A 23,433-nucleotide genomic window follows, 5' to 3' on the forward strand; every position below is an offset into this window, starting at 1 on the left:
TTTTGGGTCTCAAGGCGTGACGCTGCCCGGCGCTAGACGACAGCGTTTTCCCGAACTTGAGGGCAAAACAAAATCTATTTGGCGCTCATGAGCGAGGCCGGGGAGTCGGAAATCGGGCATTGCGCCGCGATTTTATTGCATGTGAAACAAGAAGTTACTGCCGGGAGGGTCTGCTTGCGGTAAATTCCCCAGCCGGCCGAGAGCCGGCCGGGGATGCAAGGAGCTTGCTACGCTGGCGCTTAACCGCGCAGCAGGGACAACACGCCGTTCGGCAGCGAGTTGGCCTGGGCCAGCATCGCGGTACCTGCCTGCTGCAGGATCTGGCCGCGCGTCAGTTTGGCTGTTTCCGAAGCGAAGTCGGTATCCTGGATCCGGCTGCGCGAAGCAGACAGGTTTTCGGAAGTCGACTGCAGGTTGCTGACTGCGGTTTCGAAGCGCGACTGCAGTGCGCCGAAGGAAGCGCGCTGGCTGTTGACGTTGGCCAGGGCCGAGTCCAGCACTTTCAGCGCATCCGAAGCGCCTTTGGCGGTCGAGACATCGACACCGGACACAGTATTGAGCGTTGCCGCCGTGTTCAACGTGACTGCGTTCGAACCGGTGCTGCCGATCGAGAAACCCTTGTCCGAGTTCATCGCGACATAGCCCATCGAGGTCGACGTGGTGCCGGTCGCCATTGGCACACCGGCTGCTACCGTGCCGGCCGCGTTGATGGCCGAACCGGTAACCGATGCCGACGCACTGTTGTTGGCGATGGTGATGTTGTTACCGGCCGCGTTGGTCAGGACCAGGCCATCGTTGGTGCTGTTCAGCTTGGCGGTAACGCCGGTTTTCGACGACACATCGTTAAATGCGCTCACTGCCGATGCCAGGCCGGAGGCATTGGTCGCTGCGCCGACCGTGAAGGTGACGTTGGCGGCGGTGCTGTTATCGGACGTCACGGCCAGCGCGTAGACGCCGCCGGCAGTCAGGCTGATCGCTTCTTCGGTCTTCGCATCGGCGGTCACGCCGGTGGTGGCCGAGGCGCCGTTGATGGTGGCGGCCAGCGATTGCGCGGTGTCGGTCGCGGTGACGGCGATGTTCTTGGTTGCCAGGCCCTGCAGCGCGAAACTGCCGGCGGTGTAGGCGGTGCTGGTGGTGGCCGTGGTCGCTGGCGCCGTGGTCGACACTTCGTTATTGCCGTAGTTATTGGTACGGAAGTTGGCGGTGGTCGCCTGGATGGTCTGGCCGGCATTCGCGCCGACCTGGAAGGTAGCGGTACCGAAGCTGCCGTCGAGCAGTTTCAAGCCGTTGAATTCCGAGGTCTGGGAGATACGGTCGGCTTCCGACAACAGTTGACCAACCTCAGCCTGGATCGCCTTGCGGTCACCGGCGGAGTTCGTTGCATTCGAGGACTGCACAGCCAGTTCACGCACACGCTGCAGAATATTGCCCGTCGATTGCAGGGAACCCTCAGCCGTTTGCAACATCGACACGCCATCATTGGCATTGCGCTTGGCCTGGTCGAGGCCGCGGATCTGGGACGTGAAGCGTTCCGAAATGGCCAGGCCGGCGGCATCGTCTTTCGCGCTGTTAATACGCAGGCCGGAAGAGAGGCGCTGCAGCGAGGTCGACAGTGCGGAGGCCGAGGTGCCCAGGTTGCGTTGTGCATTCAGCGATGCGACGTTGGTGTTAATGACGCTCATGGTATTACTCCTTGCAGATACTACTTATACATGTTGGCAACTTGCCTTCGCTTTGGTCTGCCCCTTCGGTCCGGGACAATCACACCGCAGTCCTTTTTTGTAACGGGTTACCAGCCGGAAAGTTTAGTGAAATCAGGCAGGTATATTTTTTATTTCACCCCTCAAGCGCAGCGCGATCGCGGCGCTTGACGGCAGGGGGGGACGGAACTTGAGGGTAAAAAGTCGAAATATCCGGCTTTTTTCGGGTCCTTGCGCGGGCCGCGCAGCGCCCAAAGCATGTTGCTTTGATAAACAATGCTGCCTTCCCGTAACGGCAGCGGGAGGGGGAACGGGTGAACGGGTAGAATTCGTCTGATATTGCCAAAAATCATTAACTATGTCGAAACACTCCATGGATCACCGCGCCACTGCGCCCGACCGGACGGTCGAGCGCGTCGACCTGTTTGCCAACATCGCTCTCGGCATCGACTTCCTGCTGCCGCTCGTGGCGGCGCTGAACGGGAAAGGCGACGCCTACCAGGCCGGGCGCTTCCTCGGCGCCAGCGGCTTGGGTGTGCTGATTGCCCTGGTGATCCTGAAAGGCCTGTTGAAAACCCATCCGCCGATCCGCATGGCCGGTGCCAAGCTGGCGATCGGGGTCGTGCTGATCGTGTGGGGCGTGCGCCAGATCAGCGGCATGGAGCGTGACTTGCAAGCCATCCGCGAAGCGGGGCGGCATATGGTGGCGACCATGAGCGGCAAGGATGATGCGGGAGCGGCGCCGGCCCCGGCGGCGAGCGAGGAAGTGCGCAAGGTGGTGGCAGTGATGAACGGCGCGAATGCCTTGCTCAAACGCCAGACGGCGCAGAGCGAAGCATTCAACCAGGAGTTCGAAAAACTCGACATGAGCGGCGCGCTCACGCCGGCCGGCCTGACATCGTACGCGGCGATCGACGCATCGCGCGCCAAGCTGGTGCGTTTCGGCGAGCTGATCGACGAGCGCAACCGCCTGATCCCCGCCGCGCTCAGCGAGGGGCAGACGTATCTGCGCAATGCGGACGTGCCTGAAAAGTACCGCGCTCCCGCCTTGGCCAGGACCGAGAAGATCGGCCAGCAGACGCTCGACATGAATGCGGAATTGTGCGCGGCGCAGAAAGACTTCATCAAGCACATGAGCGCGATGCTCGACTTCTGCGAAACGCAACTGGGCAAGACCGAGATCCATCGGGGCGAGCTGATGTTTGCGGGCGAGCGCGAGCTTCCCACCTACCGCACCCTACTGGAAGCGATCGACAGGACCGCCACCCGCGAAGAAGAGATACTCGCCAAATTCGCTGCCCACACGCAAAAAATGAAAGACGACGCCGCCAAGGCACTCAAGCCGTACTGATGCAACGGCCCACCCCGGCACACCGCCGCCACCCCACACCGGGGTCAGAGCTCTAAACAGAAATATTGTGACATCGGGAGCTGCCCCCTTGCAGGCGGACCTGCGCGCTGCCGCCATCCGTGGGGCGAGATGGACATCGCTGTCGTTTCAACGCTACAAACTGTGAAATGTTTCGAGTCAGAGCTCTGACCCCGGTTGTAGGAAACGATCAGGTTTTTGCGGCAGCAACAAACTCCACGAACGTGTGATCCTCGCCCGCCAGTTCCTCTTCAATGATGGGAACGATGCGCGCCCAGTCGCCGCCGGCCAGACCGGCGCCGATCTTGGGGTAGCCGATCCGCTTGCCCTGGAACTGCTTTTTGACCTCGCTCATCACCCCCGCGATGGCGGCGTAATCGGCCTTATCGCCGTCGCCGCGCCAGTGACATTGCGTGTAGCCGTTGACGATAAAGAACGTTCGTCCATCCCGCTGGATCTGCGCGACCGAGATCGTCCCGAGTTTCCCGGCATCGCCTTTGGCGGTCGACTGGTCGGCCGCGAACGCTTCCGGAAATAGCCGTTTGATCGACAGCGCAATCCCCTTGCCCATCTGGCACTGGCAGTTGCAGCCGTGGACGATGACGTCGAAGCTGCCATCGAGTGCAAGCTGGAGGAGGTCGCCGGTGATTGTCTTCATTGTTTTTCAGGTCGTCGTTGGCGCGGTTCGCGTCGGGCCGCCGATTGTACGCTAATGGCAAACGAGAAATGTTTCGAGTCAGAGCTCTGACCCCCGGCGGAAGAAATCGTCGATCAGGGGCCGCTTCGCCGTTTTGATGGTCAGCTCGCCCGCCGTGCCGGCGAACACCATGCAGTTGCCCGGCGTGTCGCGGTTGATCACGCCCGTGCCTTGCGATACCGCCGTGTTGGCGCCGATCCGGCAGCGGCCGATGATGGCGCTGTTGGGATACAGAATCACGCCTGCGCCGAGCACCGGCGCCACGCCGTGGTTCTTGCCGACCGTGGAATTTTGGTACAGCACCAGATAGTTGCCGTACGTTGCCTTGGCCAGCACGATGCCGACCGAGTGCCCGATAAAGAACACCTCCGGCATCTCGATCTCGTAAAACAGGTCGATGCCGTTGAGCGCCTTGTTGAGCAGGAACAGCCGCGTCGCCACGCCCAGCGCTTCCTCGCTGCGCTCTTCACGCCAGATCGTATTCGACAAAAAGTACAGGTACTGGCAGTACTGGCTCGAATTGAGATGGTTGAATTGCCCCTGCGGCCACATCTTCACCCGGTCGATGCAGGCTTGCAGCCGCGCCATGGCCGTGTCCCAATGGCGCGCGATGATACCTTGCAGCACGGCCGGCTCCATGCCGGGGAAAAACGTGCCGACCTGCTGGCAGGTGTAGGCGATCAGGTGTTCGTGGGCCATGCCGCGCCTACTCCGGTGCCTGGTAGCGCATGTAGACCAGCGCCGGCGCGTCCTCGCCCGCCGCCGGGTCTTCGACCCAGGTCACCTGGCCATCGGCGCTGCTGCTGGCCAGCGGCACGCGCTTGACTTCGCTAAAGCCCGCCTTCTGGTAAAACGCCAGCGCCGGGTTGTCCGAGCGCACCCGCACCCAGGCGTCAGGCAGCCCCAGGCCGGCCCGCGCCCAGTGCAGCAGCGCTTGCAGGGCGGCCGTCATCAGACCCTTGCGGCAGTCGCCGCCGCGCACGATGGCGTCCGCTTCCACGTAGCCCTGGTCCCAGTCGATGAAGCCGAGCCCCACGTGCCCGACCGAGCGGCCGTCGAGGGTGTCGACCATGAACAGGATCTTGCCCGGATCGCGCGCAACCGCCGTGGCCAGCCAGTTGGCGGTGCGCGTTTCGTGCGAGTCGAATTCGGTCAGGAACGATGTGACGAAGCGGTTGCGCCATTCGCTGAGCAGGCTCGCGTCGTTCAGCTTGATGTGGGCGCTGTTTGTTGCGATCGGACGCAGCAGCGCTTCGACCGGCTGCCCCACGGGAATGATCAGGTCGGCCCCGGCGCCGGCCGCCTGCTTGTACGCGGCAAACAGGGCTTGCCCGCTCATGCTGCTTTGCCCGCGAAATACAGGCCGATCTGGCGGCACACTTCGTCGACCAGGGCCAGGTCCATGCGCGAGTGCAGCGGCAAGGACAGGATTTCATTGCCGACCCGGTCGGTCACGCTCAGGTCGCCCGCGCGGCAGTTTTTCCACAGCGAGAACCAGTGCCCCGGCTGCCAGTGGATGCCGGTGTCGACCCCGTTCTCCTTCAAGAATTTGCGCAGGTCGTCGCGGTCGTCGGCCGGTACGCGGATGTAGTACAGAAACGGGTTGACGTCGGCAAAGTCGGTCAGCGGCGTGCGCACTTGTTCGAGGCCGGCCAGCAGGGCGTTGTACTTGATGCAGGCGTCGCGCCGGCTGCTGGCAATCAGTTCCAGCTTGGACAGCTGGGCCAGCCCGATGGCGGCGTGCATATTGAGCATGTGGTAGCGGTAGCCGACCCGTTCGACATCGAAGGTCCAGGCGCGCTGGTTCTGGTACATGACCGAGGCCGGCTGCTGCATGCCGAGCAGGCGCAGTTCGTGCACCATGGCCAGTTCTTCCTTGGTCTTGACGACGATCGTGCCGCCGTCGAGGCAGGTGATGGTTTTGACCGGGTCGTGGCTGAACACGCAGATGTCGGAAAAGCTGCCGACCGGCTTGCCCTTGTACCGGGAGCCGAAGGAGTGCGCGGCGTCGTGGATCACGCGCAGCTTGTGCGTGGCGGCAAATGCGGCAATCTCGTCATGATCGCAGAGGATGCAATCGTAATCCATGACGATGATGGCTTTGGTCTTGGACGTGACGAGGGTGGCGGCCTGTGTCATGTCGATCGCCAGGGTGTCGTCGAGGCAGTCGCAGAAGACGATCTCGGCACCCACCCACGAAATGGCCTGGAAATCGGCCGAGCAGTTGAAGGAGGACACGATCACTTCGTCGCCCGGACCGACGCCGGCGATCAGCAGGGCCACGTGCAGCCCGGCGGTGCCGGTACTGAGGGCGGCGACGTGGCGCTCTTCGGTGCCGAGGATTTCCTTGACCTTGTTTTCGAATCCAGACACATAGCTGCCCATGCCGAGCCAGCCCATTTCGAGCGATTCACGGCTGGCGTCGATTTCTTCTTTTTCGATCAGCGGCTTAAAAACGGGAATCATGGCGTTCCTTCACAAGGAGGTTGTCAGGTAAGGGCGGCCAACAGCGGCCATGCCCGGTCATTGTCGGAGATCGTGCGCGCCGTCCCCGCCGCACAGGCCGGCCAGGGAATCGCCAAGGCCGCATCATCCCAGCGCAGGCCGCGCGCCGAGGCGGGGCGGAAAGGCGTACTCATCTGATACAGGACTTCGGTGCCGGGGTGCAGGCTCTGGAAGCCATGCGCCATGCCGGCGGGAATGTACAACTGGCGCCGGTTCTCGGCCGACAGTTCGGTGTGGAAGGCCTTGCCAAACGTGGCCGAGTCCGGCCGCAGGTCGACGATGGCGTCGAATATCGCGCCGCGCGTGACCCGCACCAGCTTGATTTCTTGATCCGGCGCAATCTGAAAGTGCAAGCCGCGCACGGTGCCGGCCTGCGGGTTCCACGACACGCTTTGCTGCACGAAGCGGCCGACCAGGCCGTGCCGCGCGAACTCATCCTCGCAGACGGTGCGGGCGAACAGGCCGCGCGCGTCTTCGACCGGGTCGATGTCGATGAGAAAAGCGCCGGCCAGCGGTGTCGGGGTGAATCGCATCAGGCCACCACGTGGATGTGCGGGTTGGCCAGCAGGAATTGCCCGCCCCAGCCGCGGATGCCGGCCATCTGGCTCATCAATTCTTCCTTGATGTTCCACGGCAGGATCAAGAGGTAGTCGGGACGCGTTTCGAACACGGCGTCCGGCGCGCGCACCGGAATGCGGCTGCCGGGCAGGAGCCGGCCTTGTTTGGCGGGGTTGCTGTCGACCACGTAATCGATGATGTCGGCGCCGATGCCGCAGTAGTTGAGCAGGGTGTTGCCCTTGGCGGCGGCGCCGTAGGCGGCGATGCGCTTGCCCTGGTCCTTGGCGTCGATCAGGAAGCGTTGCAGCGCGCGTTTGGTGGCGCGCATGCGCTCGCCAAAGCCGGTGTAGGTGTCCAGGCGCATCAGGCCGGCTGCCTGTTCCTGTTCCAGGCACGCGGCGACCTGCGCCGTGGTGGCATGCGCCGCCGCTTGCAGGCAGGCATAGACGCGCAGGCTGCCGCCGTGGGTCGCCAGGTGCTCGATGTCGAACACGCGCAGGCCGGCGCGCGCGAAGATGGGCATCAAGGCCGTCAGGGACAGGTAGGAATAATGTTCGTGGTAAATCGTGTCGAACTGCTGGTCGGCGATCAGGCGCAGCAGGTGCGGGAATTCCAGGGTGACCACAGCCTGCGGTTTCATCACGGCCGGCATGGCGCCGACGAAATCGTGCAAGTCGGGCACGTGGGCCAGCACGTTGTTGCCCAGTAACAGGTCGACCTGTTCGCCCTGCGCCGCCAGCGCGCTGGCGCTGGCGCGGTGGAAGAACAGTTCGCGCGTGTCGACGCCGCGTGCGCGCGCCGCCGCCGCCGTGTTGCCGCTCGGTTCGATGCCGATTGCCGGAATGCCCGCTTGCACGAAGTATTGCAGCAGATAGCCGTCGTTGCTGGCGATTTCCATCACGCGGCTGGTCCCGTCCAGGCCAAGGCGCGCCGTCATCTGGTCCACGTAGGCGCGCGCGTGCGCCAGCCAGCTGCTCGAAAATGAGGAGAAATAGACGTAGTTGGCGTGGAAATGCAGCTCGGCGCGGGTGGCGTCGGCCAGTTGCACCAGCCAGCATCCGGCGCACACCATGGCGTGCAGCGGATAGAACATCTCGCCGTCGGCCGCCTTGTCCGGCGCGACAAAGGCATTCGACACGGGTGAGAGGCCCAGGTCGGCAAAGCTGTGGTGCAGCGCTGCGCCGCAGGCGCGGCATGGGCGGGCGGGCGTGCTCATGCGCAGAAATGCTCCAGTTGCTGTTCGGTAAAGGCGCGCATGTCGGCGGACGCGTGCGCCGCCGCGTACCAGGCGGCCGTCCGGGCGATGCCGGTCGCCAGCGGCCAGCGCACCTGCCAGCCGAGCTCGTGGCGCGCCTTGCTCGAATCGAGGTAGAGCAGGGCGGCTTCCTTGGCGGCATGCTGTTCGCCGTCGAGGCGCCATGCCAGCTGCGGCCAGTGGCTTTGCAAGCCGGTCAGCAAGCTTGCGACCGACAGGTTGTCGGCGGCGTCGGGGCCGAAGTTGTAGGGGCCGGCGCAGGAGGCGTCGCCAGAGAGCAGGCGCGCGGCCAGCAGCAGGTAGCCGTGCAGCGGTTCGAGCACGTGCTGCCAGGGCCGGGTGGCGTTGGGACTTCTGACCGGCAGCGCGCTGCCTTGCCGCATGGCGCGCACGGCGTCGGGAATCAGGCGGTCCGCGCTCCAGTCGCCGCCGCCGATCACGTTGCCGGCGCGCGCGGTGGCGATCAGCGGGCCGCCGCCGGCAAAGAAGCTGCTGCGGTAGCTGTGCGCCACCAGTTCGGCGCCGGCCTTGCTGGCGCTGTACGGGTCATGCCCGCCGAGGCGGTCGTTTTCGCGGTAGCCCCAGGGCCAGTGCTGGTTGTCGTAGCATTTGTCGGTGGTCACCACCAGCGCGGCGCGCGCGCTCGGGCAGGCGCGCAGCGCTTCGAGCACGTGCACGGTGCCCATCACGTTGGTCGACCAGGTCGTTACCGGATCGGCGTAGCTGTGCCGCACCAGCGCCTGGGCCGCCAGGTGCAGCACCAGTTCGGGCGCGGCCTCGACCATGGCGGCGCTCAGGGCGGCCTGGTCGCGCACGTCGCCGATGTGGTGGCGCTCCAACGTGTCGCCCACGCGCGCCAGCTCGAACATGGTCGGCGTACCCGATGGCGCCAGCGCGTAGCCGGTCACGCGCGCGCCCAGCCGCGCCAGAAACAGGCACAGCCAGGCGCCCTTGAAGCCGGTGTGGCCGGTGACGAACACGCGCCGCCCGTGAAAGGCGTGGGTGAGCGCGTCCATGCCGCTCATGGCCACAGCTTCCATGGCGCCGTGCCGGATTGCCACATGTCTTCCAGCAGGTTCTTTTCGCGCAGGGTGTCCATCGGTTGCCAGAAACCGGCGTGTTCGTAGGCCATCAGCTGCTGTTGCGCGGCCAGCGCCTGCATCGGTTCGACTTCCCAGCTGCAACCGTCGCCGTCGATCAGGTCGATCACATCGGGTTGCAGCACGAAGAAGCCGCCGTTGATCCAGCCGCCGTCGCCCTGCGGTTTTTCCATGAAGGCGGTGACGGCGTCGCCCTGGCGTACCAGCGCGCCGTAGCGCCCGGGCGGCTGCACCGCCGCCACCGTGGCCAGGCGGCCGTGGGCGCGGTGAAAGGCGATTTCGGCCGCGATGTCGATGTCGGCCACGCCGTCGCCGTAGGTGAAGCAGAATGGTTTGCCCGGTTCCAGGTATTCGCGTACCCGCTTCAGGCGTCCGCCGGTGAGGGTGTCGGCGCCGGTGTCGACCAGGGTCACGCGCCACGGTTCGGCGTGCCGTTCGTGCACTTCCATCCGGTTGTTCCGCATGTCGAAGGTGACGTCCGACATGTGCAGGAAGTAGTTGGAAAAGAATTCCTTGATCAGGTAACCCTTGTAGCCGACGCAGATGATGAATTCGTTCACGCCGTGGTGCGAGAACACTTTCATGATGTGCCAGAGCATGGGTTTGCCGCCGATTTCGATCATCGGTTTCGGCTTCAGGTGGCTTTCTTCCAGAATTCGCGTGCCGAGCCCGCCTGCCAGGATGACCGCTTTCATGCTGGCGCTCCTTCAGCGCTGTCGCACCAACGCTGCCACATGCCGCGGTAGGCTTCTTCCAGATGGTGCGTGAAGCGCGCCATGTCCATCAGCGGACTGGCGCGGGTGCGTTCGCGCAGGCCTTCGCGCAGGCGGCGCAGGCGCGCCGGGTCGCGCGCCAGGTCGACCGCAATGCGCACGTAAGCCGCTTCGTCTTCGCCGATCAGTTCGTCCAGGCCGCCGTTGTGCAGAATCGTCACGCCCAGGCGCGAGATGAAATTGCTGCCGGCCAGGGTAACGAAAGGCACGCCCATCCACAGGGTGTCGAAGCTGGTGGTGCCGCCGTTGCACGGGAACGGGTCGAGCGCGATGTCGATGCTGTTGTACAGCACGAACTGGTTCTTGCGCTCGTTGGCGATCAGGATCAGGCGCGCCGGGTCGATGCCGAGGCGCGCGAAACGCGCTTGCACGCCCTCGCGCATGCCGGGGTTGTCCAGCCCCAGGATTTCCAGCATCAAACGCGACGCGGGCACCTGCTCGAGGATTGCGGCCCACAGCACGATGGCCGGGTCGCTCACCTTGGCGTAATTGTTGAAGCAGCCGAAGGTGAGGTAGCCGTTGTCGTCGCTCGGCGGATGGTCGATCACGGCCGGGCTGTTGGCATGCGCGGCGTAGCAGCAAAACACTTCCGGCAGGCGCCACAGGGTTTCCACGTTGACGTGCTCGCTCTGGCCGGGCGGCTCGGCCCAGGCATCGGTCAGGCGGTAATCCATGCTGGACAGGCCGGTGGTGGACGGGTAGCCGATGTAGGTCAGCTGCACCGGCGCCGGTTTGCGGGCAAACGCGAGCAGGCGATTGCCCGCGGTGTGGCCGGCCAGGTCGACCAGGATGTCGATGCCGTCGGCGTGGATGCGTTCGGCCAGTTGCTGGTCGGACATGCTGCGGCACGGGATCCAGTGGTCGGCATCGGCGCGGATGCGCGCCGTGAAGTCGTCGTTGACGACGTGGCTGTAGTAGCAGAACACTTCGACCTGCGCCTTGTCGTGGCGCGCCAGGATCGGTTCGATGAAAAACGCCACCGCGTGGCGCCGGAAGTCGGGCGAGACGTAGCCGATTTTCAGGCGCTTGCCAGGGTCACGTCCCGGCGCATGGGTAAAGCGCTCGGCCGCCAGGCCTGGTTCGAACTGGGCGGCGAAGCGCAGGTGGAGCTGGAACAATTGTTCCTGGCTGATGCCGGCCGCGTACTGCATCGACAGCAGCAGGTTGTTGTGGGCCGCCGCGTAGTCGGGGGCGATGGCGATGGCGCGCTCGTACATCTGGCGCGAGGCGTCGGGTTTGCCCTGGTCTTTCAATGCGCTGCCCAGATTGTTGTAGGCTTCGGCGAAACCCTCGCGCAAGCCGATCGCGTGCTCGAAGGCGGCCACCGCTTCGTCGAAGCGGCCCAGTTCCTTGAAGGCCACGCCGAGGTTGTTCCAGGCGTCGGCGAACGCGGGTTTGCGCGCGATGGCTTGCTGGAACGAGGCGATGGCCTCGCCCACGCGGTTCATGTTGGCGAACGCCACGCCCAGGTTGAAGTGGGCGGCGGCGCTGTCGGGCCACATGGCCAGGGTCTTTTCGCACCAGCCCAGCGCCTGCACGTGGCGTTGCAGGTCGGCGTTGGTCAGGGCCAGCATGGCGTACGGGTCGGCGAATTCCGGTTTCAGGTACACCGCGTTCTCGAAGCAGACCAGCGCTTCTTCCTGGCGGAAGTCGGCCTTGTAGGCGATACCCAGGTTGCAGTAGGCTTCGGCGTAGTCGGGCCGCACGGTCACGGCGTGCTCGAAGCATTCGATGGCGTCCCCGATGCTGCGCTGGTCGAGCAGGGCGCCGCCGAGATTGTTGAGCGCTTCGGCGAAGTCGGGCGCCAGCGCCAGCGCGGCCTGGTAGGCGGCGATCGCGTCCTCGGGCCGCCCCAGTTCGCGCAGCGCGATGCCCATGTTGTTGTAGGCCTGGGCAAAGCCGGGATGGAGCGCCAGCGCGCGCTGGTAGCAGGCCAGCGCCTGCTCCAGCGCACCCTGTTGCTGGCGCGTCACACCGAGGTTGTAGTGGGCCGTCGCCAGGTCCGGTTGCAGGGCCAGCGCGGCCTCGAAATGCGCGGCCGACAAGGCCCATTGTTCCTGCTGCTGGTAGAGCGAGCCCAGGTTGTTGTGCACTTCGGCAAAGCCGGGCTGGAGTTCGAGCGCCTTGACGTAGCAGACCCGGGCTTCGTCCAGGTTGCCCATCAGTTTCAGGGTGTCGCCCAGATTGCTGTAGGCCTCGGCATGCTCGGGCCGCAGCGCCAGCACCGCCAGGTAGCTGCCGAGGGCATTGGGCAACTGGCCGCCGTCGCGCAGGGCGTGGCCGAGTTGCAGGTGGGCGTCAATGTTGTCCGGCAGCAGTTTCAGCAGGCGCTCGTAGCTGGCCTGCAGTTCGGGCAGCATGTCCAGGGCGCGGCAGCTTTGGTCGAGCGCGAAGTAATAGGCCGGGCGGCCCGGCTCCTTGTCGATCGCGCGCCCGAGGGCGTCGATGGCCTCGGCGTGGCGTCCGCTTTGCTGGTAAAGCAGGCCGAGCAGGTGCAGGGCCTCGGCCTTGTTGTCGAGTTTGCGGTACAGCGCTTCCGCCTGCGCCAGCCGTCCCGCCCGGTGATGCTCCATGGCGATATCGAGAGGGGAGGGCGGGGCGTAGGAAGCGGTTTTTTTCATGGGACGCGGTCAGTTCCTGAGTGAGCTGGGGACGCTACGGCGGTCAGTCGGCCACCACGACGCGGTTCTTGCCGGTTTGCTTGGCCTGGTACATGGCTTTGTCGGCGCGCCGCACCAGGCTGGCCTGGTCTTCGTTGGGGGTGCGCAGGGCCACCCCGGCGGAAAAGGTGATCAGTACTTTTTCGTTATCGTGCAGGAAGAAATGCTTGGTCAGGTCGCGCTGCAGGCGCGTCATGGTTTGCGAGGCCGCTTCGACCGTGGTTTCGGGCAGCAGGATCAGGAATTCTTCGCCGCCGAAGCGGGCGATCACATCCATCGAGCGGATGGTTTCCTTGACGATCTTGACCAGGTGCTTGAGCGCATTGTCGCCGGCCAGGTGGCCGTAGGTGTCGTTGAGGCGCTTGAAGTCGTCCAGGTCGAGCATGGCGATGCACAGCGGCGTGCCGCGGCGGTCCGAGCGCGCCGTTTCGCGCTCGAAGATATCGTCCAGGCCGCGCCGGTTCAGGCTGCCCGTCAACTGGTCTTCGCGCACCAGTTCGCTCATGTGCTGGAGCTTGGCTTCCAGGGTGTGGATGCGCTGCTCGGCTTCCTGCACTTCCTGGCGCGCCAGCACCATGCGGTCGCGCGACTTGAGCGCTTCGGTCTGCACCAGGCGGGTTTCGCGCAGGACTTCTTCGAGGATGATGTTGAGTTCGGCAATATTGTCGGTGTGGCTGATCTTTTCGGAAAAGCTGCCGATTTTTTCGTGGAAGTCGCCGGTCGTGGTGGCCACCGAACTCAAGCGGTCGATGAAGGTCAGCATCATGTTCTTGACGGTCAGCTTGACGTCCGACAGGCTGTGCTTGAGCTGGCCCTGCTTGTAGATGACTTCCTTGAGGCTGCGGGTGGCGTCTTCCAGCGCGCGCTGGTCGATCGGGCCGGCGATGAGTTCCTGCACCGAATCGATCTGGCCGCGCAGCCAGCTGTCGTCGTCGAGCAGTTCGCTGACGTTTTCGAGCAGCAGCTTGAACAGGCGCAGCAGCAATTCCTGCTGTTCGCCGACGTCGCCGCTTTTAATGTCGATCTGGTAACACAACTGCTTGAGGCGCACGCTCACCTCGTTCAGGGCCTCGTCGCTGGTGGCCACCTTGACCGCCGCGCCCAGCGCTTCGGCTTCGACCATCAGGGCCGGGGCGTCGGCCAGCAGCGAGGCGACCGCCACGCTCAGGGTGCGGCTGAGCAGGTCGCGCAAGACCTTGGCGTCGGGCGCGTCGGACATCGCCGAGAGCGAGGACAGCTCGATGCCGCCGCCCTTGCGGACGTGTTTGTCGAGCAGCTGGTTCAGGTTGCGCGCATAGCCATCCCAGTCGCGCGTCTTGACGGCGCGCGCGAAGCGGCGCCCGAAGTCGGCCAGCTCGCCCGGCGTTTCGCTCAGTTTGGTGGCGAAGTCGCCCAGCACGTTTTCGGCGCCGGTGTCGGGCGCGGCTTCGGGGGCGGCGGCCTCGGGCGCCGCCGCCAGCGTGGCGGCGATGCCGGCGATCTCGTTATAAATTTCGCGGTAGGCTTCCGGGGTCGGCGCGATGCGGCGCGTGGCCAGGCGGCGAAAGGCTTCGCGTGCGATGTCCGCGGGATTCTGGGCGGCGGTGGGCGGAGTTGTTGCCATGGTGGAGCGGTGCCTCAGTCAGGTTTGGCCTTTGATGTGCCAATGATAAGCGAGTTTGTTTCCTGCCATCTCAGGAAAAGAGGCGGGTAAAGCATCTTACTCTAGAGCATTAACTTGGCGAACAGCATTGGAAAAACTTATTCGATCAACTGGTTTTTGATCGCATAGTGCGTCAATTCGGCACTGTTCTTCAGTTTCATCTTGACAAGCAGGCGCGAGCGGTATTCGCTGATGGTCTTCACCGACAGCGACAATTCCTTGGCGATCGCGCCGACCGTCTTGCCCGAGGCGATCATGGTCAGGGTCTGGTATTCGCGGTCCGACAGGGTGTCGTGCAGGGGCGTGTCGTGGTTCTCGCCGACCGCGCTGGCCAGTTCCTGGGCCAGCGCCGCGCTGACGTACTTTTGCCCGGCGGCGACCTGGCGAATGGCGGTGACCAGTTCGCGCGGGGCGCTCTGCTTGGTCAGGTAGCCGGCCGCGCCGGCCTTGAGCGAGCGGATCGCGTACTGGTCTTCGCGGTGCATCGACAGCATCAGCACGGCCAGCTCGGGATGCTCCTTCTTGACCAGCTTGAGCACCTCGATGCCGCTGCGGTCGGGCAGGGAGATGTCGAGCAGCATGACGTGGCACTTGGCCTTGCGCACATGCTTGATCGCGTCGACCCCGTCTTCGGCCTCGCCGGCGACGATGATGTCGGGCGACTCTGCCAGGATTTGTTTCAATCCTTCGCGCACGATCGCATGATCGTCGGCGATGAACACCCGGATGATGGCTTTGTCGGTCATGGTGCTTCTTGTTCGCTTACGTGGTCAAGGTCGGTATCGCCCGCTGCCGCTGCGGCGGCGTCGGCGCTCTGATCCGCCATTATCGTCGCTTTAGCCGAACTGAGCCGGATTTTGATGGTCACCACCGTGCCGCCGCCGGGGGCGTGCGCCAGGGTCATTGTGCCGCCCAGGGCCTGGGCCCGTTCGCTCATGCCGCGCAGGCCGAACGATTGCGGCTTGTGGCGGTCGGCCTGGGCGATGCCGGCGCCGTTGTCGGCGATCGTCAATACAATGTGCTGGCGCAGCAATTGCAGGCGCACCCCGACCCGGCTGGCGTGCGCGTGCTTGGCGATATTCGTCAGCGCTTCCTGGAAAATCCGGAACAGCGCGGTCGCGTGGTCCAGGTGCAGGTCGATCTCCTTGTCGGTGCAGGCAAAGCTGCAGGCGATGCCGTTCTGCTTCTCGAATTCCTTGACCTGCCATTCGAGCGCCGCGACGATGCCGAAGTCGAGCATCGAGGGGCGCAGGTCGAGCGAAATGCGGTGCACCGCGTCGATGGTGCGGTCCACCAGCGAGTCGACATAGGCGGCCCGTTCGGCCAGCTGCGGCTGGTCGGGCGGCAGGCGCTGGGTCAGCATCATCAGGGCCATCTTGATGGCGGTCAGGTTGCCGCCCAGGTCGTCGTGGATTTCGCGCGCGATGCGGGTGCGTTCCTGCTCCTTGACGTGCTCCATGTGCGCCGCCAGTTCGGCCAGGCGGGCGCGCGAGCGCGTCACTTCCAGCTGTTCGAGCTTGCTGGCGGTGATGTTGGTCATCAAGCCTTCCCAGTGCACGCCGCCCGGATGCTCGGGCATGGCGCGCGGGGTCGAGCGCAGGTTGATCCATTTCTGGTCCTTGTATTCGTGGATCCAGACCCGCCCTTCCCAGTTCCAGCCCGACAGGCTGGCGGCCGAGGCATGCATGGCGTCTAGGTAGCTCTTGCGGTCTTCCGGCACGATCAGGTCGATGAAGCGCTGCGGCTCGGCCTGCAGTTCGGCGGCGGACAGGCCGAGCAGGGCGGCGCAGCCGTCGCTGACGTAGGGAAAAGCCACGCGCCCGCCCGCATGCAGCTCGAACTGGTATACCAGTGCCGGGGTGTTGCTGACGAACGCTTTCATGGCATGGGCGATGGTGGGTGGGACGGGACTCATCTGGACTCGGCACAGGAAACAATGCCTGGAATCATACGGGAAAATGGCCGGGGCCGGCAGCATGCGCGTGCGCGGGCGCATCGGGCTTCGGTACAATAGGCCCATGAAAAAGACCCTGTCCGCCCTGATGCTGTGCCTGTCCGTCGCGCTGTGCCATGCGGCCGATCCGCGTTATACGGTGGTGACGGTCGATCCGGCGCGCCAGGACCTGCGCCTGTTCCTCAACGACGAGGCCGGCCAGCCCTTCAAGGGCTTCGCCCGCCTGCAGGAATGGCTGCAGGGGCGCAAGCAGCGCCTGGTGTTCGCGGTCAACGCCGGCATGTACCATCCCGGTTTCGCCCCGGTGGGCCTGCATGTGGAAAACGGCAGGGAGCTGGCGCCGCTCAACCTGGACGAGGGCAGGGGCAATTTTTTCATGAAGCCGAACGGCGTGTTCGTGCTGGGCAAGGGCGGAGCGGCGGTGGTCGAGTCCTCGGCGTATCCGTCGCACGCGGCCAAGGCCGTGGAGGTGCGCCTGGCCACCCAGTCCGGTCCGATGCTGGTGATCGACGGCCAGCTGCATCCGCGCTTCGACCCCGACTCGCCGTCGCGCTACGTGCGCAACGGCGTCGGCGTGGCCGATGGCAAGGCGATTTTTGTGATCAGCAACGTGCCGGTCACCTTCCACGAATTCGCCACCTACTTCCGCGATACCTTGCATTGCAAGAATGCACTCTATCTGGACGGCTCGATCTCGAGCCTGTTTTCGACCGCACTCGGGCGCGCCGATGCCGCCGCGCCGCTGGGGCCGATGCTCGGCGTGGTGGAGTAAGTCCCCCGGCGGGCGGGAAAATCAGGCCTGGCGGGTCTGGCGTGAATGCGCGCGCCGATTGCGGCGCGCGATGCCGCCCACCACCAGCAGGCCGGCCAGCAACATGCCATAGGTTTCCGGTTCAGGCACTGCGGAGGTGAAATGGGTAAATGAGGTATAGGTGCTGGCCGACAGCGTTCCAGTCCCGACTCCCGTTCCCGTGTCGAGCGCGCCGCGCAGGAACTCGCTGCCCGATCCCGTGCGACGATCGAGCGTGGACATGAACTGTTCGTAGCCATAGACCCCGTTGATCTCGCTCGAGAGATAGCCTTCCAGGGTGGCGATGGCGTACGATTGCAGCATCCCTTGTTGCTCGACGCCGGCGTCGGCCTGGGCCGTGAACAGCAGCCTGGTGGACGGCGACAGGGTGAAGTTGAGCTCCTGGCGGGCGTAGACAGTCGAGCTCAGGTCGCGTGGGGCCGGGCTGGCATGCAGGTCGGCACGCATGCTGGTCGGTCCGTTCTGCAAGCTGCCGCTGCCGAAGGTGAACACCCTGTCGAGGCTCTCGAAACCGGACGAATACGTCTTCTCATTGACGCCGGCGAAGTAAGAGTAAGAGTCAAGGCGGCCGCTGGCGCTGGTGCTGGTGAAGGTAATGCTCGGGCTGATGTTGTCGGTCAGGTCCAGGTCGATCAGCTCGAACTTGATATTGTCCAGGCTGGCGGTAGCGTTGCCATAGGCGGCCTGGGCGGGTGCGCAGGCCAGCAGGCCGGCGGCAAACAGGCCGGCGACGATCTTGAGTGGATGGGCAAGCATGGGGTTCTTTCGATGAAAATGGTGCTGCCCGGCCGCTGCGGCCGGGGTGGAATGGTGGGGGCGGGGCCGCTTCATGCCGCCGCGGCCACGGCGGCCTTGCGGCGGCGGCGCGCGACGGCGCCCAGCACGAAGGTGCCGGCCAGTAGCATGGCGTAGGTGGACGGTTCCGGCACAGGGGTGACCGGTCCCCACAGGCGGGTCTCGACCTCGAGCGAGAATTGGCCTTGGCGTGCCTTCGCATCCGATATCAGCGAGCCATACAGATTGACGCTGGCCGAGCCCGAATGGTAGCCGAGGCTGTACTCCTTGTAGAATTGTTTCGGCCGCCCCGCGCCAGCGTCGGCAAAAAGAGCACCTTGCATGCGGACTCGGCTTCCGCTCTGGAAGAAGCGGCCATCGAGTTGCTGCTCGACCTTGCCGACGGCGGTGAAGATCAACTCGGTATTCGGGCTCAGGATGAATTCGGTGACGCGGCTGCCCTGGTTGAGAAAGCTCAGCGGCGTGTCATCGTACGGCACCGTATGGGTCATGCTCGAATGCGCGAGCAGGGCGGTATCGGACAGCGTGCCGCCGGCCGAGCCGGATGCGGTCACGAGCGAGGTGCTTCCCGATGTGCTCAGCTGCTGGATTTGCCCGGCAGCTTCGGTGTAGAGCGAGCGGATGTCGGTGCCGAAGGTGATCGAGGCATCGATGCCATCGTTCAGGTCGAGGTCGACGAGGCGGTACTGGAATTGCTCGATGCTGGCGCTCGCGGTGCTGGTGTTGGCCTGGGCGGGCGCCCAGGCGGCGGCCAGCGCGGCCAGGGTGCACAGGGTGCGTTTGTTGACATATTGATGCATGCTTGCCTTTGGGAGCTAGTGAGTCTGCCGACGGCCGGCAGGATGTTGACTAGAATACATTGCACCGCATCGGTTTAGCATGCTTTTTATGTAACACTGCATGCATGTCATGCCATGACGGCCGACAAGCGCACTTCGAAGCCGCAGCCCTTGCCGCCGAGGCCGGCGACCAGCCGGACGTCGCCGCGCAGGCGCGCGCAAGCTTGCCTGACGATCGCCAGGCCCAGCCCGGAGCCTGGGGCGTCGTGTCCGCGCCCCCGGTAAAAGCGCTCGAACAGGTGCGGGCGCTGGTCTGGCGCAATGCCGGGGCCGTCGTCGGCGATCCACAAAACCAGGTCGGCGCCGTCGCGCCGCAGGCCGACCTGCACGCAGCCGCCGGGCGGCACATAGCGCAGGCTATTCTCGAGCAGGTTGATGACGATCGAGTGAAACGCGGGCAGCTCCACCGGCCAGTCCAGCCGGTCGGGCGCATCGAGCGACAGGTCCATGCGGCGCGCCAGGGCCAGCGTCATTTGCTGCGCCAGCAACTGGCGCACGCTGCCGGCCACATCGACCAGTTCGAGCGTGGCCGGCGCCATCTCGTCGAGGGTGGCCAGTTCGAGCAGTTGGCCGGTCAGGTGCGATGCGCGCGCAATGGCCAGGTTCAGGTGGTCCTGCGCCTGCCGGCGTTCGGCCGGGTCGGCCGCGCGCGCGATGACATGCGCCTGGGTCGAGATCACCGCCATCGGCGTGCGCAGTTCGTGCGCCGCATCCTCGATGAAGGCGCGTTCGCGCTGGACCTTGCTGCGCAACCTGGCCAGCAGTTCGTCGAAGGCCGCCACCAGCGGGCGCAATTCGGCGTAGTGCGGGTCCATCCCGATTGGCGAAAGATCATCGCGCTGGCGCGCACCGATGCGCTCGGCCAGCAGGCGCAAGGGGCGCAAGCCCTGGCGCACGGCCAGCCACAGGGGCAACACCACGCAGGGCAGGGAAATGAGCAGGTAGGGAACCAGGCCCATCCCCAGGCCGCCGAGGGTGGCCGTGCTGGCCGGCTTGGGTTCGGCGATGCGCAGCGACCAGGCGGCGGCGTCATGCCGGTAGATCCAGAAAGCGGCGTTGCCGCTGCCGGCGTGGCCTTGCCGCGCTGCCGGCGGGTCCGATGCGTCCGACGCATACAGCAGGCGGCCCTGGCGGTCCCACAGCGTGAACACCAGGTCGCCCGGCAATATGTTGGCGTCGCGCCGCACCAGGTTGAGCCAGGTCGCGGTGGTGGCGACCGCGCTGGCCACCTGCCGCGGATCGTCCAGGTCGAGCAGCGCGGCGGACAGGGCCGCCCCGACCGTGTGCACGCCCGCGTGGCGGTCGGTGTCCCGCTTGAGCTGGACGTATTCGTAAGCCAGCAGCATGCACCACACCAGGAAAAACGCCATGCCCAGCGCGACCAGCACGCGCCGCACCAAGGTCGGACGCGGCCAGGCCCTCATGGCAGCAGCAGGTAGCCGATGCCGCGCGCGGTATGGATGCGCTCGGCGCCGATCTTGCGCCGCAGGTTGGATATATGCACTTCGATCGCGGCGAAATCGACCGGCTCGCCGAGCGGTTCGAGCCGTTGCGCCAGGGCGCCCTTGGCCACCACCGCGCCCGGTTCGCGCGCCAGCTCCAGCAAGAGCTGGAATTCGCGCGGCGACAGCTTGAGCGCCTGCCCGCCGAGCTGCGCCAGATGGCGGCGCGGCTCGATCGTCAGGGTCCCGATGGTCCATTGCTCGCTGGCCTGGCGCGCATAGCGCCGCAGCACCGCGCGCACGCGCGAGATCAATTCTTCGGTGGCAAAGGGTTTGACGATCACATCGTCGGCGCCGCCGTCCAGGCCGGCGAGCCGGTCCGCCAGGCTTGAGCGCGCCGTCAACACGATCACCGGCACCGCGCTGGCAGCGCCGCGCCAGCGCGCCAGCAGGTCGAAACCGCAGCCATCGGGCAGCGACAGGTCGAGCAGCACGCAGTCGACCGCGGTGCCGTGGAAACACGGGGGCGCGTCGGCGGCGCGGCGCAGCCATTCGCTGCTGATCCCCTCGGCCCGCAGGGCGCCTTGCAGGGCGCGCCCGAAATCGAGATCGTCTTCAATGAGGAGTAGGTGCATGCGCCGATTATACCGAGCGCTACCTTAATGCCAGCCAAAGGCCGCGCCGGCGCCGGTCTTTGGGAATCGCAAAGGTTGGCGTTTGCATAATGCACTTGCCGCCTGCGTCGCCAGGCGCACTTTCGACCAGATCAGCCATGTTTGTTCACTTACCGGAGGCACGATGCCACACGCAATCCCCTTGACCCGCTTTTCGCTACCCAGCCTGCTACCCGGCGCCGCGCTGGCCCTCCTGCTGGCGGGCTGCGGCGGTTCGTCTTCCCAGACTGCCCAGCCTTCCCGGCCCGGCAAGGACGACAATGCCTCCGGGCGCGGCGCGCTGCTGCGCAATGCGCCGACCCGCCTGTTGTCGCTGGACCTGGCCGGCGTCGGCACGCAACTGAACAAATTCGGCCCGGCATTGCTGGAGATGGCCGGTGCACCCCGGTGCGGCATCGATTTTCTGCATATTGCGTACAACACGGTGGGGGCGGCGGGCGAACCGACCACGGCGTCGGCCGCGCTGATGCTCCCCAGCGGCGCCGATGCCGCCTGCAGCGGTGCCCGCCCGCTGGTGCTGTACGGGCATGGCAGCTCGTTCCAGCGCAAGCTGAACATGGCCGACATCACCGACCTCGGCAACGAAGGCGCGGGCCGGGCCAGCACGCCGGCGGCCCTGTACGCCGCACAGGGCTACATCGTGGTCGCGCCCAACTATGCGGGCTACGACAGTTCGGCGTTGAATTACCATCCGCACCATATCGCCGATCAGCAAGCGCAGGACATGATCGACGCCCTCGCCGCCGCGCGCACGGCGCTGGCGCAATTGCCACGGCCGGTGGCCGGGAACGGCAAGCTGTTTATCACCGGCTATTCCGAAGGCGGCTACGCGGCCATGGCCACCCACCGCGCCATGCAGGCGGCCGGCATCACGGTGACGGCGTCGGCGCCGCAAAGCGGCAGCTACGCCGAGAGCCTCGATTACGAGGCGCTCGGAACACCCGGCGCACTGGACGAGCTCGGCGGGTTTTCGCTGGTCACCCAGCTCCAGCTGGTCATGCAGATCACGGCCTGGCAAAAAGCCTACGGCAATCTGTATGCGGCGCCGGCGGAGGTGTATTCCCCCGTCTACGCCGGGGCGATGGAAACGCTGTTGCCGTCGACCGGCATGTTGAACACGCTGGTGGCCGACGGAAAATTTCCGAAGTATTTCCTGAGCAATGAGATGGCCCATTACGCCGGCCTCGACGCCGCGCAGAAGGCCTACTTCGGCACGCCGGCGCAAAGCCTGATGAACGCCGGCTACCTGGGCCGCGTGCTGGCCGACATCGCCGCCAACCCATGCCCGGTGACGTCGGCGCTGGCGCCGCTGGCATGCGCGTCGGCCAATCCGATGCGCGCCGCGTGGCTCAGGAACGACTTGCGCACCTGGACGCCGACGGCGCCGATGCTGCTGTGCGGCGGCAATGGCGATCCGGAAGTCAGTTTCGCGCATACACGCCTGACGCACGCTTACTTTCAAGCCCACGGCGGCACGGCGCAGCTGCTCGACGTGGACTCGCCGGCTGGGGCGAACGACCCGTATGCGCGCCCGAAGACGATCTTTGCGTACATCAAACAGGCGCTGATCGCCAACGGCGACGATCCGGACACAAGCGACAATTACCATGGTTTCGCGGCCAAGGTGGCGTGCGAACTGGCGGCGCGCGATTTCTTCAGCCGCTTTTAGACTTCAGGCGCTTCCGGGCAGGGCCGGCGTCGGACCCGGCAAGGGTGCGCGCCGGGCTGCGGTTTTCCTTGCGAGAAGGGTTGGGAGGATGGCCGGCCGCCCCCGTGCGGCAAACTGTCTCGTTCGGACGTCTCGTTTTGTCTCATTCTGTCTCGTTTTGTCTCGTTTTCGTTCGCCTTTGCGCGCCGAAAAAATGAGACAAAACGAGACAAAACGAGACAAGATGAGACAGCAAAACGAGACAGTTTGCCGCAGGGGGGCGTACCGGCAATACCCTCAGGTGTCCGACGGAATGTTGATTTGACGTAAGCGCGGATGGCCCCGTGCCCGCGCGGCGCGGCTTATCGGCGCCGGGCGCGCCACATGGCGGCGAAACGGCGCAGGAAGCGGGCCGGGCGCGGGCTGTGGCGCCCGCTTTTTGCGCGCTGGCGCCATGCCGCGAACGCGCCGCGCAGGCCCAGCACGCTGCGGCTGGTGCGCCGGTACGCCAGGGTGGCCTTGAGCGCGCCCACCCATCGATCCTTGAAAGCCATGAACACGCCATGCCAGCGCGCGAACCACGCCAGGGTCAGCAGGCTGGGCAGGGTCAGCGCGTACAGCCGCGTGACCGCCGCCGCACCGCCGATCTTGGCCAGCACGATCGTCAGCACGCCGGTGACCATGTGGCCGTTGGCAATGGCGAGCAGGGCCAGCAGTTTCAGCGGAAACAGCAAGATGGCCGGCAGCACGAAGGCGCACAGGGCCGCGTACGGCGGCAGCGCCCGGATGCGCGCGTCGAGTCCGCGCACCAGCGGCCAGGCCGCGATGATGGCGCCGAGCCGTTTGCCGGTATCCCACAGCCATTCTTCCAGCAGCAGGGTCAGCGCCGCCAGGTACAGCAGCGGGGCGAGCAGGCGCGCGCGGGAGCGCTTGGGTTGAGTCATGGTCCTCCCTTTGATTTCATGATACGTGAAAAGATTGCCTGCGCCCAAAACAGGTATCGCCCGGACA

At 65.4% G+C, this 23,433-nt stretch carries 21 protein-coding genes; 3 read left to right on the forward strand and 18 right to left on the reverse strand.

Annotated features, from left to right (window positions below; all coding sequences use genetic code 11):
* Window positions 1–239 precede the first annotated feature (239 nt).
* Entirely contained in the window at window positions 240–1,682 is a 1,443-nt protein-coding gene (locus F2P45_RS23915) for a flagellin N-terminal helical domain-containing protein (RefSeq protein ID WP_166880577.1), read from the reverse strand.
* A 376-nt stretch (window positions 1,683–2,058) separates the two neighbouring features.
* Between F2P45_RS23915 and F2P45_RS23920 the strand changes: the two genes are divergently transcribed.
* The gene (locus F2P45_RS23920; protein ID WP_223164818.1) at window positions 2,059–3,051 is read left to right on the forward strand and encodes a hypothetical protein; all 993 of its coding nucleotides are present in this window, start codon (window positions 2,059–2,061) and stop codon (window positions 3,049–3,051) included.
* 208 nt (window positions 3,052–3,259) lie between these two features.
* On the opposite strand, the gene F2P45_RS23925 is transcribed toward F2P45_RS23920, so the two are convergent.
* The 12 genes from F2P45_RS23925 to F2P45_RS23980 all read right to left on the reverse strand — a co-directional run bounded on the left by F2P45_RS23925 (window position 3,260) and on the right by F2P45_RS23980 (window position 16,174).
* Window positions 3,260–3,727, reverse strand: a complete 468-nt coding sequence (locus tag F2P45_RS23925) for a macro domain-containing protein (RefSeq protein ID WP_166880580.1) — start codon at window positions 3,725–3,727, stop codon at window positions 3,260–3,262.
* Between the two features lie 78 nt (window positions 3,728–3,805).
* Window positions 3,806–4,465 carry an LbetaH domain-containing protein gene (locus tag F2P45_RS23930; RefSeq protein WP_229505260.1) on the reverse strand — a complete coding sequence of 220 codons (660 nt, stop codon included), beginning with the start codon at window positions 4,463–4,465 and terminating at the stop codon, window positions 3,806–3,808.
* A 7-nt stretch (window positions 4,466–4,472) separates the two neighbouring features.
* A complete protein-coding gene (locus F2P45_RS23935) occupies window positions 4,473–5,105 on the reverse strand; it encodes a GNAT family N-acetyltransferase (RefSeq protein WP_166880582.1) in 633 nt (210 codons plus the stop codon).
* Window positions 5,102–6,232, reverse strand: coding sequence for a DegT/DnrJ/EryC1/StrS family aminotransferase (locus F2P45_RS23940; RefSeq protein ID WP_166880584.1), 1,131 nt, complete (start codon window positions 6,230–6,232; stop codon window positions 5,102–5,104). Before F2P45_RS23940 ends, F2P45_RS23935 begins: the two co-directional genes overlap by 4 nt.
* A 23-nt stretch (window positions 6,233–6,255) precedes the next feature.
* Window positions 6,256–6,804 (reverse strand): dTDP-4-dehydrorhamnose 3,5-epimerase family protein, encoded by a 549-nt coding sequence (locus F2P45_RS23945; RefSeq protein WP_166880586.1) that lies wholly within the window; start codon window positions 6,802–6,804, stop codon window positions 6,256–6,258.
* Complete coding sequence (locus tag F2P45_RS23950; RefSeq protein WP_166880588.1) at window positions 6,804–8,045, reverse strand: class I SAM-dependent methyltransferase; 1,242 nt, start codon at window positions 8,043–8,045, stop codon at window positions 6,804–6,806. The genes F2P45_RS23945 and F2P45_RS23950 overlap by 1 nt, the downstream gene beginning before the upstream one ends.
* Window positions 8,042–9,100 carry a CDP-glucose 4,6-dehydratase gene (gene rfbG, locus F2P45_RS23955; protein ID WP_166880633.1) on the reverse strand — a complete coding sequence of 353 codons (1,059 nt, stop codon included), beginning with the start codon at window positions 9,098–9,100 and terminating at the stop codon, window positions 8,042–8,044. The genes F2P45_RS23950 and rfbG overlap by 4 nt, the downstream gene beginning before the upstream one ends.
* Before the next feature lie 5 nt (window positions 9,101–9,105).
* Complete coding sequence (gene rfbF, locus F2P45_RS23960; RefSeq protein ID WP_166880590.1) at window positions 9,106–9,879, reverse strand: glucose-1-phosphate cytidylyltransferase; 774 nt, start codon at window positions 9,877–9,879, stop codon at window positions 9,106–9,108.
* The gene (locus F2P45_RS23965) at window positions 9,876–12,578 is read right to left on the reverse strand and encodes a tetratricopeptide repeat protein (RefSeq protein ID WP_166880592.1); all 2,703 of its coding nucleotides are present in this window, start codon (window positions 12,576–12,578) and stop codon (window positions 9,876–9,878) included. The genes rfbF and F2P45_RS23965 overlap by 4 nt, the downstream gene beginning before the upstream one ends.
* Window positions 12,579–12,621: 43 nt before the next feature.
* Window positions 12,622–14,220, reverse strand: coding sequence for a GGDEF domain-containing protein (locus tag F2P45_RS23970; protein WP_166880593.1), 1,599 nt, complete (start codon window positions 14,218–14,220; stop codon window positions 12,622–12,624).
* A gap of 137 nt (window positions 14,221–14,357) precedes the next feature.
* Window positions 14,358–15,005 carry a response regulator gene (locus F2P45_RS23975; RefSeq protein ID WP_166880595.1) on the reverse strand — a complete coding sequence of 216 codons (648 nt, stop codon included), beginning with the start codon at window positions 15,003–15,005 and terminating at the stop codon, window positions 14,358–14,360.
* Window positions 15,002–16,174: a sensor histidine kinase gene (locus tag F2P45_RS23980; protein WP_166880597.1), complete on the reverse strand. Its 1,173-nt coding sequence runs from the start codon at window positions 16,172–16,174 to the stop codon at window positions 15,002–15,004. The genes F2P45_RS23975 and F2P45_RS23980 overlap by 4 nt, the downstream gene beginning before the upstream one ends.
* Before the next feature lie 103 nt (window positions 16,175–16,277).
* On the opposite strand from F2P45_RS23980, the gene F2P45_RS23985 reads away from it, so the two are divergent.
* Window positions 16,278–16,985 carry a phosphodiester glycosidase family protein gene (locus tag F2P45_RS23985; RefSeq protein ID WP_166880599.1) on the forward strand — a complete coding sequence of 236 codons (708 nt, stop codon included), beginning with the start codon at window positions 16,278–16,280 and terminating at the stop codon, window positions 16,983–16,985.
* A gap of 21 nt (window positions 16,986–17,006) precedes the next feature.
* Here the strand turns inward: F2P45_RS23985 and F2P45_RS36410 are convergent, their stop codons facing one another.
* From F2P45_RS36410 to F2P45_RS24005, 4 genes are all read right to left on the reverse strand, one after another.
* Window positions 17,007–17,780, reverse strand: a complete 774-nt coding sequence (locus F2P45_RS36410; protein ID WP_229505261.1) for a PEP-CTERM sorting domain-containing protein — start codon at window positions 17,778–17,780, stop codon at window positions 17,007–17,009.
* 71 nt (window positions 17,781–17,851) lie between these two features.
* Window positions 17,852–18,619 carry a PEP-CTERM sorting domain-containing protein gene (locus tag F2P45_RS35740; RefSeq protein ID WP_223164819.1) on the reverse strand — a complete coding sequence of 256 codons (768 nt, stop codon included), beginning with the start codon at window positions 18,617–18,619 and terminating at the stop codon, window positions 17,852–17,854.
* Window positions 18,620–18,726: 107 nt separating this feature from the next.
* Window positions 18,727–20,082 carry a sensor histidine kinase gene (locus F2P45_RS24000; protein ID WP_166880600.1) on the reverse strand — a complete coding sequence of 452 codons (1,356 nt, stop codon included), beginning with the start codon at window positions 20,080–20,082 and terminating at the stop codon, window positions 18,727–18,729.
* Entirely contained in the window at window positions 20,079–20,735 is a 657-nt protein-coding gene (locus F2P45_RS24005; protein WP_166880602.1) for a response regulator, read from the reverse strand. The genes F2P45_RS24000 and F2P45_RS24005 overlap by 4 nt, the downstream gene beginning before the upstream one ends.
* Window positions 20,736–20,898: 163 nt before the next feature.
* Between F2P45_RS24005 and F2P45_RS24010 the strand changes: the two genes are divergently transcribed.
* Window positions 20,899–22,443: an alpha/beta hydrolase family protein gene (locus tag F2P45_RS24010; RefSeq protein WP_166880603.1), complete on the forward strand. Its 1,545-nt coding sequence runs from the start codon at window positions 20,899–20,901 to the stop codon at window positions 22,441–22,443.
* Between the two features lie 341 nt (window positions 22,444–22,784).
* Here the strand turns inward: F2P45_RS24010 and F2P45_RS24015 are convergent, their stop codons facing one another.
* Complete coding sequence (locus F2P45_RS24015) at window positions 22,785–23,366, reverse strand: hypothetical protein (protein ID WP_166880605.1); 582 nt, start codon at window positions 23,364–23,366, stop codon at window positions 22,785–22,787.
* Window positions 23,367–23,433: the final 67 nt, after the last annotated feature.

Source organism: Massilia mucilaginosa, from assembly GCF_011682145.1.
Classification (GTDB): Bacteria; Pseudomonadota; Gammaproteobacteria; order Burkholderiales; family Burkholderiaceae_D; genus Telluria_A; species Telluria_A mucilaginosa.

Excerpts from the sequence above, each read along its gene's own strand:
- F2P45_RS23915 (WP_166880577.1), bottom strand. The coding sequence starts at position 1,682 with ATGAGCGTCATTAACACCAACGTCGCATCGCTGAATGCACAACGCAAC.
- F2P45_RS24000 (WP_166880600.1), bottom strand. The coding sequence starts at position 20,082 with ATGAGGGCCTGGCCGCGTCCGACCTTGGTGCGGCGCGTGCTGGTCGCG.
- F2P45_RS23920 (WP_223164818.1), top strand. The coding sequence starts at position 2,059 with ATGTCGAAACACTCCATGGATCACCGCGCCACTGCGCCCGACCGGACG.
- rfbG (WP_166880633.1), bottom strand. The coding sequence starts at position 9,100 with ATGGACGCGCTCACCCACGCCTTTCACGGGCGGCGCGTGTTCGTCACC.
- rfbF (WP_166880590.1), bottom strand. The coding sequence starts at position 9,879 with ATGAAAGCGGTCATCCTGGCAGGCGGGCTCGGCACGCGAATTCTGGAA.
- F2P45_RS35740 (WP_223164819.1), bottom strand. The coding sequence starts at position 18,619 with ATGCATCAATATGTCAACAAACGCACCCTGTGCACCCTGGCCGCGCTG.
- F2P45_RS23985 (WP_166880599.1), top strand. The coding sequence starts at position 16,278 with ATGAAAAAGACCCTGTCCGCCCTGATGCTGTGCCTGTCCGTCGCGCTG.
- F2P45_RS23950 (WP_166880588.1), bottom strand. The coding sequence starts at position 8,045 with ATGAGCACGCCCGCCCGCCCATGCCGCGCCTGCGGCGCAGCGCTGCAC.
- F2P45_RS23940 (WP_166880584.1), bottom strand. The coding sequence starts at position 6,232 with ATGATTCCCGTTTTTAAGCCGCTGATCGAAAAAGAAGAAATCGACGCC.
- F2P45_RS24010 (WP_166880603.1), top strand. The coding sequence starts at position 20,899 with ATGCCACACGCAATCCCCTTGACCCGCTTTTCGCTACCCAGCCTGCTA.
- F2P45_RS36410 (WP_229505261.1), bottom strand. The coding sequence starts at position 17,780 with ATGCTTGCCCATCCACTCAAGATCGTCGCCGGCCTGTTTGCCGCCGGC.
- F2P45_RS23945 (WP_166880586.1), bottom strand. The coding sequence starts at position 6,804 with ATGCGATTCACCCCGACACCGCTGGCCGGCGCTTTTCTCATCGACATC.
- F2P45_RS23930 (WP_229505260.1), bottom strand. The coding sequence starts at position 4,465 with ATGGCCCACGAACACCTGATCGCCTACACCTGCCAGCAGGTCGGCACG.
- F2P45_RS24015 (WP_166880605.1), bottom strand. The coding sequence starts at position 23,366 with ATGACTCAACCCAAGCGCTCCCGCGCGCGCCTGCTCGCCCCGCTGCTG.
- F2P45_RS23965 (WP_166880592.1), bottom strand. The coding sequence starts at position 12,578 with ATGAAAAAAACCGCTTCCTACGCCCCGCCCTCCCCTCTCGATATCGCC.
- F2P45_RS23980 (WP_166880597.1), bottom strand. The coding sequence starts at position 16,174 with ATGAGTCCCGTCCCACCCACCATCGCCCATGCCATGAAAGCGTTCGTC.
- F2P45_RS23925 (WP_166880580.1), bottom strand. The coding sequence starts at position 3,727 with ATGAAGACAATCACCGGCGACCTCCTCCAGCTTGCACTCGATGGCAGC.
- F2P45_RS24005 (WP_166880602.1), bottom strand. The coding sequence starts at position 20,735 with ATGCACCTACTCCTCATTGAAGACGATCTCGATTTCGGGCGCGCCCTG.
- F2P45_RS23975 (WP_166880595.1), bottom strand. The coding sequence starts at position 15,005 with ATGACCGACAAAGCCATCATCCGGGTGTTCATCGCCGACGATCATGCG.
- F2P45_RS23970 (WP_166880593.1), bottom strand. The coding sequence starts at position 14,220 with ATGGCAACAACTCCGCCCACCGCCGCCCAGAATCCCGCGGACATCGCA.
- F2P45_RS23935 (WP_166880582.1), bottom strand. The coding sequence starts at position 5,105 with ATGAGCGGGCAAGCCCTGTTTGCCGCGTACAAGCAGGCGGCCGGCGCC.